8 protein-coding genes and 1 other RNA gene are annotated in these 8,657 nt (G+C 63.4%); 7 read left to right on the forward strand and 2 right to left on the reverse strand.

The window, feature by feature from the left end; genetic code table 11:
- The coding region (locus EN932_RS21635) for a hydantoinase/oxoprolinase family protein (protein WP_128369060.1) at positions 1–2,448 on the reverse strand (2,448 nt) is incomplete at its 3' end.
- Between the two features lie 80 nt (positions 2,449–2,528).
- On the opposite strand from EN932_RS21635, the gene EN932_RS21640 reads away from it, so the two are divergent.
- The 5 genes from EN932_RS21640 (at position 2,529) to rnpB (ending at position 5,950) form a co-directional block, all read left to right on the forward strand.
- Positions 2,529–2,903, forward strand: coding sequence for a hypothetical protein (locus tag EN932_RS21640; RefSeq protein ID WP_244514312.1), 375 nt, complete (start codon positions 2,529–2,531; stop codon positions 2,901–2,903).
- Positions 2,904–3,077: 174 nt separating this feature from the next.
- The gene (locus EN932_RS21645) at positions 3,078–3,797 is read left to right on the forward strand and encodes a DnaJ family molecular chaperone (protein ID WP_027160641.1); all 720 of its coding nucleotides are present in this window, start codon (positions 3,078–3,080) and stop codon (positions 3,795–3,797) included.
- Positions 3,794–4,549: an N-acetylmuramoyl-L-alanine amidase gene (locus tag EN932_RS21650; protein WP_127368884.1), complete on the forward strand. Its 756-nt coding sequence runs from the start codon at positions 3,794–3,796 to the stop codon at positions 4,547–4,549. Before EN932_RS21645 ends, EN932_RS21650 begins: the two co-directional genes overlap by 4 nt.
- Positions 4,550–4,758: 209 nt before the next feature.
- Positions 4,759–5,490: a transglycosylase SLT domain-containing protein gene (locus EN932_RS21655; protein WP_127368883.1), complete on the forward strand. Its 732-nt coding sequence runs from the start codon at positions 4,759–4,761 to the stop codon at positions 5,488–5,490.
- 50 nt (positions 5,491–5,540) lie between these two features.
- Positions 5,541–5,950: RNase P RNA component class A (rnpB, locus tag EN932_RS21660), an RNA gene on the forward strand.
- Between the two features lie 88 nt (positions 5,951–6,038).
- On the opposite strand, the gene EN932_RS21665 is transcribed toward rnpB, so the two are convergent.
- Positions 6,039–7,166, reverse strand: coding sequence for a cystathionine gamma-lyase (locus EN932_RS21665; RefSeq protein ID WP_127385611.1), 1,128 nt, complete (start codon positions 7,164–7,166; stop codon positions 6,039–6,041).
- Between the two features lie 410 nt (positions 7,167–7,576).
- On the opposite strand from EN932_RS21665, the gene mraZ reads away from it, so the two are divergent.
- Positions 7,577–8,035, forward strand: coding sequence for a division/cell wall cluster transcriptional repressor MraZ (gene mraZ, locus EN932_RS21670; RefSeq protein WP_013530948.1), 459 nt, complete (start codon positions 7,577–7,579; stop codon positions 8,033–8,035).
- Positions 8,032–8,657 (forward strand): 16S rRNA (cytosine(1402)-N(4))-methyltransferase RsmH (gene rsmH, locus EN932_RS21675; protein ID WP_128369061.1); only part of this gene is annotated, 626 nt, incomplete at its 3' end. The genes mraZ and rsmH, both read left to right, overlap by 4 nt.

The raw sequence follows: 8,657 nt of genomic DNA on the forward strand, positions 1-8,657 counted from the left end.
GAACAGGATTCTTTCCTTGGCATCATCGAAGACCGGCGTCACGACAGTGATGTCCGGCAGATGCGTGCCGCCATTGTAGGGTGCGTTGAGGGCAAAGACGTCGCCGGGGTGGATGTCGCCGGAATTCAGCCGGATGATGGTTTCGACCGAGCGGTCCATCGAGCCGAGATGTACCGGCATGTGCGGCGCATTGGCGACCAGCGCGCCGGTCCGGTCGAAGACGGCGCAGGAAAAATCCAGCCGTTCCTTGATGTTGACGGAATAGGCGGTGTTCTGCAGCGTGACGCCCATCTGCTCGGCGATCGACATGAAGAGGTTGTTGAAAACCTCCAGCATGACCGGATCGGCCTCGGTGCCGAGCGCTGCCTGCCGGCGCTTTTTCTCGACGCGGCGCAGGAGCACATGGTTCCTGGCGGTGATTTCGGCCAGCCAGCCCGGCTCGATGACGATTGTCTGGTTCGGCTCGATAATCAAGGCAGGTCCCGCAACCCTGTTTCCCGGCTTCAGCGCCTCGCGGCGGAAGATGGGTGAAGTGCGCCACTCTCCCTCGGTGAAGATTTCGCGGGTCTGTGAAGGGCTTACGGCAAGGTCTTCGGTTCGCGATTCAGTTTCGTCGCGCCCAGTGCCGCCGGTGTCGGTGCCTTCGACGCCGACGGTCTCGACGATCATCGGCTTGTCGTCATAGACGAAACCGAACTGCGCCTTGTGGGCGATTTCAAAATCGCGCCTGGCCTGGAAAATCGAATCCGCCTCGAAATTCACCGGCAGTGTCGTGTCGGTGCCGTCGTAGCGAATGTGCAGCACCGACTTCGTGGCGACCGTATCCTCGCCGATGCCTTGCGCCGCGAGTTCTGCGACAACGGCTTTCCTCAAGGTGGCAATGAGGTTGCCGATCTCCGTTCTGGACTCTTCGGCAAGCGGTTTCAGCAGCGCCTGCTGGCGCGAGGCAAAGACCGAGGACAGGCCGATGCCATAGGCCGACAGAAGACCTGAGAAGGGATGGATCAGCACCGCTTCCATGCCGAGCGCATCGGCGACCAGGCAAGCGTGCTGGCCGCCGGCGCCGCCAAAACAGTTCAAGAGATATTCGGTGACGTCGTAGCCGCGCTGCACGGAGATCTTCTTGATGGCATTGGCCATGTTTTCGACGGCGATAGTGACGAAGCCCTCGGCGACAGTCTCGGGCGACCGGCCATCGCCGATTTCGGCGGCGAGTGCGGCGAATTTTGCCCGTACCGTCTCGACGTCGAGCGGCTCGTCCTGGCCGGGTCCGAAAATGGCCGGGAAGAAATCGGGCTGCAGCTTGCCCAGCATCACATTGGCGTCGGTGACGGCGAGCGGGCCGCCGCGCCGGTAGGCTGCCGGGCCGGGATTGGCGCCAGCCGAATCCGGCCCGGCCCGGAAGCGGCCGGCCTCGTAGTGCAGGATCGAGCCGCCGCCGGCGGCGACGGTATGGATGCGCATCATCGGCGCGCGGATGCGCACGCCGGCGACCTCGGTGTCGAAGGCGCGCTCATATTCGCCGTCATAGTGAGCGACGTCGGTCGAGGTGCCGCCCATGTCGAAACCGATGACCTTGTCGAAGCCGGCGAGCCTGGCCGTCTCGACCATGCCGACGACACCGCCGGCTGGTCCTGACAGCAGTGCGTCCTTGCCCTGGAACATGTCGGCGGCGGTGAGACCGCCCGACGACATCATGAACATCAGGCGGGGGGATTGATCGCTCTCCCCCACAAGGGGGGAGCTTGGCGCCGCACCCAACTCTCCCGCCACCCTTTGCACATAGCGCGACAGGATCGGCGACAAATAGGCGTCGACCACCGCGGTGTCGCCGCGGCCGACCAGCTTGATCAGCGGCGAGACCTCATGGCTGACCGAGACCTGGCTGAAACCGAGTTTGCGGCAGACTTTCGCCACGGCCTTCTCGTGGTCGGGGTATTTCCAGGCGTGCATGAAGACGATGGCGACCGCATCGATGCCATCGGCCCTGGCCTGTTCGATCGCCGGCCGGCAGGCGGCGATATCGAGCAATTGTTCGACGCAGCCATCGGCGCGCACACGCTCGTTGATTTCGATGACGCGCTCGTAGAGTTGTTCGGGAAGGATGATCTCCTTGGCGAAGATGTCCGGGCGTGCCTGGTAGGCGATCTTCAGCGCATCGCGGAAGCCCTTGGTGATGAGCAAAAGCACGCGGTCGCCCTTGCGCTCCAGCAGCGCATTTGTGGCGACCGTGGTGCCCATCTTGATGTCGCCGATCAGGCCGCTCGGGATCGTGTCGCCGGCCGACAAGCCAAGAAGGTCGCGAATGCCCTGGATGGCGGCATCGTTATAGGCTTCGGGATTTTCGGAGAGAAGCTTGCGCGGGTGCAGCCCGCCTTCCGGATCTCGGCCGATGATATCGGTGAATGTGCCGCCGCGGTCGATCCAGAAATCCCATTTTTCGGTCATGACAGCCCCTGGCGCTCTTCTGTTCGATCGGTGTTTCGGCACATGCTGTTAGTTCGCTACGGCCTGGGCGGCAATCGCAAATGAACCAGACGATGTTACATGCGGAAACGCAACGTTACGAAACTCATGGCCGGCTGACGCATTTGTCCTTCGACCGCTCACGGCAACGTGAGCGTGTGTTGAAGGAGAGACAAATGAAAAAGCTCATTCTCGCGTCCGTTTCCGGTTTGGCTTTGCTTGGCGTCGCCGCCTGCAGTGACAGCGGTACGGACAACACCACCACCCAGAGCACCAACCCGCCGGCCGCCGAGGAACCGATGAAGCCGGCCACCCCGGAAGCCACGCCGCCGGCCGCGACGCCTCCGGCAACGGATAATTCGACCACGAAGAGCATCACACCCGAGAAGCCCGCCGAGCCGGCTCCGGCAACACCAGCTCCTGCGCCCGCGCAGTAGTGAGCAAGCAGTACTTCTTGTGATGAATGAGGAAGGCCGGCTCGCGCCGGCCTTTCTCATGTCGTCCGGGCGCCGTGGGCCAATCCCTCTCGCGCGCCGGATCGATTTGTCGCGCAAAGCCTGCGGCACTGTCCCGGCTTGATAGGAGGGAGCGGTGGCTCTAAGAAGCAGGCCATGTCGATTTGGGATCGCCTCGGCGAGTTCATCACCCGCGTTTCATCCTCAACCTCGTCGGGTGTCGCCGACGTTGTCGAGGCTGTGCGCACGGTTTTCTCCGGCGATGCGGATTTGCGCCGGCGTGTCGCCTTTTCGGTGGCGATGATCGCGCTGTCGGCCAAGATGGCCAAGGCCGATGGCATCGTCACCCAGGACGAGGTGCGCGCCTTCCAGGAGATATTCGAAGTGCCGCCGAAGGAGACGCGCAATGTGGCGCGGCTGTTCGATCTCGCCCAGCGCGACGTGGCCGGTTTCGAAACCTATGCCGAGCGGATGGCGCAGATGTGCGGTTCGGGGCATTCCAACTGCGTGATGCTTGAAGACATACTCGACGGTCTGTTCCATATCGCCAAGGCCGACGGGCTGGTGCACGAGCGCGAAGGCCATTTCCTGCACCGCATCGCCGAGATTTTCCGCATCGACGAAGTGCATTACGAAGCCATCATGGCCCGGCACGTCAATCTCGGCGCCGGGGATCCCTATGTCGTGCTGGGCATCGAGCGCGGCAAGCCGTTCGAAGAGGTCAGGAAACGCTATCGCAAGCTGGTTTCCGACAATCATCCGGATCGGCTGATTGCGCGCGGCCTGCCTCAGGAATTCATCAAGATCGCGACCACCAGGGTGGCGGCGATCAATGCCGCCTACGAGATGATCGAGCGGGGCCTGCGCCACGCATGAGCGGCTTTCTGCCCGACGAGCCACGTGCCGAAGTCAGGGTATCGCCGAATTTCGGCCCGCGGCGCGAGACACCCAGGCCCGACATGATCGTGCTGCACTACACCGGCATGGCGACCGGCGCCGGGGCCGAGGCCTGGCTTTGCGATCCGGCCAGCGAGGTCTCGTCGCATTATCTGGTCCACGAGAATGGCCATATCGTGCAGATGGTCAGGGAAAGCGACCGCGCCTGGCATGCCGGCAAGAGTTCGTGGTTCGGATGCGCCGACATCAATTCCTGTTCCGTCGGCATCGAGATCGTCAATCCGGGGCATTCGCTGGGCTATCCCGGTTTTCCCCGGCGGCAGATCGATGCCGTGATCGGGCTGTGCCGGGGGATCGCCGGTCGGCATTCGATCGCCGCCGAGCGGGTACTCGCGCATTCCGATGTTGCGCCGGGGCGCAAAATCGATCCCGGCGAGAAGTTTCCGTGGCGGACGCTATTCGAGGCCGGTGTCGGCCATCTCGTTACGGCCGCGCCCGTCAGGCGAGGCGCCACTCTGACAACCGGCGACACCGGCGGCGATGTCGAAGCGTTGCAGTCGATGCTGGCGCTCTACGGCTATGGCGTTGAAATATCCGGCGTTTTGGACCGGCAGACGGAGGCGGTGGTCGAAGCCTTCCAACGGCATTTCCGGCCGCGCAAGGTGGACGGCGTTGCCGACGGCTCGACGCTGCGGACGCTGCAAAGGCTGCTTGCTTCCGTGAAGCGCTAATCCCCGGGAGACCTCTCCCAAGCAATTCTTTCCAATCCTTAAGTTACAGGCTGTCACTCAAAGTGACTTGCCTGGCCTTGTTTGACACCAATTCGGGCGTCAAACGGCTGACGTGTAGATGTCGGACCCCAAGCCCCCCGGGTTGTTCCGACGTTGGTTAGGCGTTGCTGCGTGAACATCTTCGCGCGGTTCAGACAGAACAGGATCACATGCAGAAATTTACCGTTTTAACGGCAGCTCTTGCTGCCGGCGTAATGACTTTTGCCTTCAGTGCGGCGCATGCAGCGTCATTCAGCCCGCGGGCCGATCAAGGGTTTCCCGTGGTATCCGCAAAAAGCGGCAAGGCAGGCCACGACGCCAAGGCGACAAAGCAGGCATCCGCCAAAGCGGAGACGAAGCGGGCTTCCGCCAAAGCGGAAAAGGCAAGCTGGTCCAAAGCGAAGAAGTCCATCGCCAAAAGGCAGACGAAGCGCGGCCGCAAGACCGTCGACATGACGAGAACGGCATCGATCGGCCTCAGGAACGCGGCGGAGTCGACGGCCGCGGTGGCGAGCAGCGGCCAGTATTCCGCAATCGTTGCCCGCTATGCGGCGATCGAAGGCGTGCCGGTGTCGCTCGCCTCGGCGGTCATCAAGATCGAGAGCAACTACCGGCCCAACATCGTCGGCAGCGCCGGCGAGATCGGCCTGATGCAGATCAAGCCGGCCACGGCTCGGATGATGGGCTATAGCGGCTCCGCCAAGGGCCTGTTCGATCCCGACACCAACATCAAATACGGCATGAAATACCTTGCCATGGCACGGAGCCTCGGTGGCGGCACGACCTGCGGCACCATTCTGAAATACAATGCCGGACACGCCGCAACGCGGATGAACCCCGTGTCGGCAGCCTATTGCGGCAAGGTCAAGGTGCAGATGGCTGCGCTTGGATCGCCCGCATAAGTCAGCTTTTTCGTTTGCGTTTTCGGGCGTGAACCCCTTTATACGCTCTGCCAGCTGGCTGGGCGGCCGCACCCGCAAACGCCGAAAGGTCGTGGGTGAGGAAAGTCCGGGCTCCATGGAAACACGGTGCCGGTTAATGGCCGGCGGGGGCGACCCCAGGGAAAGTGCCACAGAAAGCAAACCGCCACGATCCGGCTTGCCGGATTCGGGGCAAGGGTGAAAGGGTGGGGTAAGAGCCCACCGCGCGACTGGCAACAGGAGCGGCACGGTAAACCCCACCGGGAGCAAGACCGAATAGGGACGGTGCGAGGGGAAACCCTCGAGGGCTGTTTCCGGCTCACCGTCCGGGTAGGTTGCGTGAGGCGCATGGCAACATGCGCCCAAGATGAATGGCCGCCACGTTCTCGCCTCGCAAGGGACGAGGGCCATACAGAACCCGGCTTACAGGCCAGCTGGCAATTTCTCTCCCCCGATATCAAGAGAAATCTCTTGAAATCAGCAGGTTGCGCCCCTGGGGCGCGCCTGTTGATTCAAGCCTGTCCGGCCGTTCATCCGAGCCGGGAGCCGCTGATCCCGTCCAGCGACGTCTCGATCGCTTTCCAGAGCTCTTCCACCGGCTCGCAGCCGACCGACAGGCGGACGAAACCGGCGGAGACCGCATCGCCTCGCTTCAGGCGCCGCTCGGCGGAGGTGTGGACGCCGCCGAAGGATGTCGCGGCCTGCATCAGGGCACAATTGTTGATGAAGTCCTCGGCTTTGTCTTCCGAGGCGAGTTCGAACGAGATGAGAAAGCCGAAGCGCTCCATCTGGGCGCGGGCTAGGTTGTGCGAAGGGTCGCCTTCCAGCCCGGGATAACGCAGGCCACTGATTGCCTTGTGGCCCTGCAGCCGCCGCGCGATGACTTCCGCCGAGGAACACATGCGATCGAAGCGCACATCCAGTGTCTCCAGGCCGCGGTGCACCAGCCAGGCTTCGAACGGACCGGGAATGCTGCCGGAAACTTCGCGCCAGCCGGTCACGGCGGCGATGATATCGGCATTGCGACTGGCGACATGGCCGAACAGCACGTCGGCATGGCCATTGGGTGCCTTGGTGTCGGCGGCAACGACGATATCGGCGCCGTGGTCGAGCGGTCGTTGGCCGAAAGGGGTCATGGTCGTGTTGTCGACCACAAGGATCGCGCCGGCTTTGTGGACAGCATCGGCAACGGCGGCGATATCGCAGATATCCAGCCCCGGATTGGCAGGGGTTTCGACAAATGCCAGCCGATAGCCATCGAAGCCGCCATCGAGGAAGGTCGAAGTCGGCCTGACATCATAGGTGATGCCGAGCGGCTTGAGGAAGCGCTCGGCCAGCGCTCGTGTCGTGTGATAGCCGTCCGATGGCAGCAGGATACGGTCGCCGGCCTTGAGCACGGCAAAAAACGCCGCCGAGATTGCCGCCATTCCGGAAGGGAACGCGACGCAGGGCGCGTCCTCCAGATGGGCCAGCATATGCTCGACCGCGTCCCAGGTCGGGTTGCTGAATCGCCCGTACTGGTTGAAGCCGGTGGCGTCGCCGGGCGCATGAAAGATGGCGGCCATGGTCAGCGGCAGGGGAATGGAATCGCCCATGGCAAGCGCGCTGCGTCGCAGGTGAGGAAGCGCTGCAGCGCGTGACTTTGCTGTTTCAGACATCAAATTTCAGACCCTGTTGGTGACCGGCTGGATGTGGCGAGACGCTATGCCCGGCAGCGGCTCGCGGCAAGGCGCGTCCAGTTGGGCCAGGCGGCTCTAAACGCTTCGTTAGGCTTAATAGACCATAAAGACGAGACGTGTCGTCACGGCTGCTCTCATTGGTCGCGGCGCGCGCGTTTGTGAAGCCTATTCCCGTTGACGCCCATAGTGCCCCATGATATCCCATCCAGACATCAAAGCCTTCGTTCCGTGTCAGGGTAAAGCGTACGCCAATCGGGCAGCCGCGACGGCTGCGCGTTTGCCGGTTTTTGCCTGTGCGGACGAGGCTGATACGGGGCAGGGAACGCGCTGCGGCGGCGCGTGCGACAAGATGCAGAGGGGTGCGGCGGCGCAAGCGGCTGTAGCGTTTAATGGACCGGTTTCTGTCAAACACGGTGAGCAGGATCGATGCGAAGGGGCGGGTGTCCGTTCCCGCGCATTTCCGTGCCGTCGTGCAGAAGCGCGGCTATTCGGAACTCTATGCGCTGCGCTGCCTGGACCTGCCGGCGATGGATGTCGGCGGGCTCGACCTGCTCGACCGCTACGAGCAGCGCATAGCGCTCGAGGATCCCTTCCTGCAGACGGCGGACGATATGTCGTTCTTCTGCCATGGCGACGGAACCTTCTTGAAACTCGACCAGGATGGCCGCATCACGATGAGCGATTTCCTTCGCGAACACACCGGCATCTCGGCGGAAGTGGCCTTTGTCGGGCGCGGCAATTTCTTTCAGATCTGGGAGCCGGGACGGCTTGCCGCCTATGGGGCGCAGGCGCGGGCACGGCTTTTGCAGCTTCGGCAGGGGACGAAGCCTGGGGAGCGACCGGAATGACGGCAGGCCACGGCGATGACCTTCCTCGCGCCGTAGATGGGCACGCCGTTGGCGGATCGGCCCGCCACATTCCGGTCCTCCTTGCCGAAGTGCTCGAAGCACTGGCGCCGGCGCAGGGCGACCTCATCATCGACGGCACGTTTGGCGCCGGCGGCTACACCAGGGCCATTCTGGCGACAGGCGCCTCCGTGGTGGCGATCGACCGCGATCCGGATGCCATTGCGGCCGGGCGCGATCTTGAAGTGCAGTCGGGTGGTCGGCTGCGGCTGGTGCAGGCGCCGTTCTCGACGCTGGACGAACATGTCGAGAGCGCCGACGGGATCGTGCTCGACATCGGCGTGTCCTCGATGCAGCTCGACCAGGCGGAGCGCGGGTTTTCGTTCCGCGCCGACGGGCCGCTCGACATGCGCATGGCGCAATCGGGCCTCAGCGCCGCCGACGTCGTCAATTCCTTCAAGCCGGGCGATCTTGCCCGCATCTTCGGCTTCCTCGGCGAGGAGCGCCATGCCGGACGCATTGCCCGCATGATCGAGGCGCGCCGCGAAAAGCGCCCGTTCGAGCGCACGTTGGAACTCGCCGACGCCATCGAGACGCATATCGGCCGGGCGCCGAAGGACAAGAT

The sequence above is a fragment of the Mesorhizobium sp. M7A.F.Ca.US.002.01.1.1 genome, from assembly GCF_004022955.1.
GTDB lineage: Bacteria > Pseudomonadota > Alphaproteobacteria > Rhizobiales > Rhizobiaceae > Mesorhizobium > Mesorhizobium ciceri.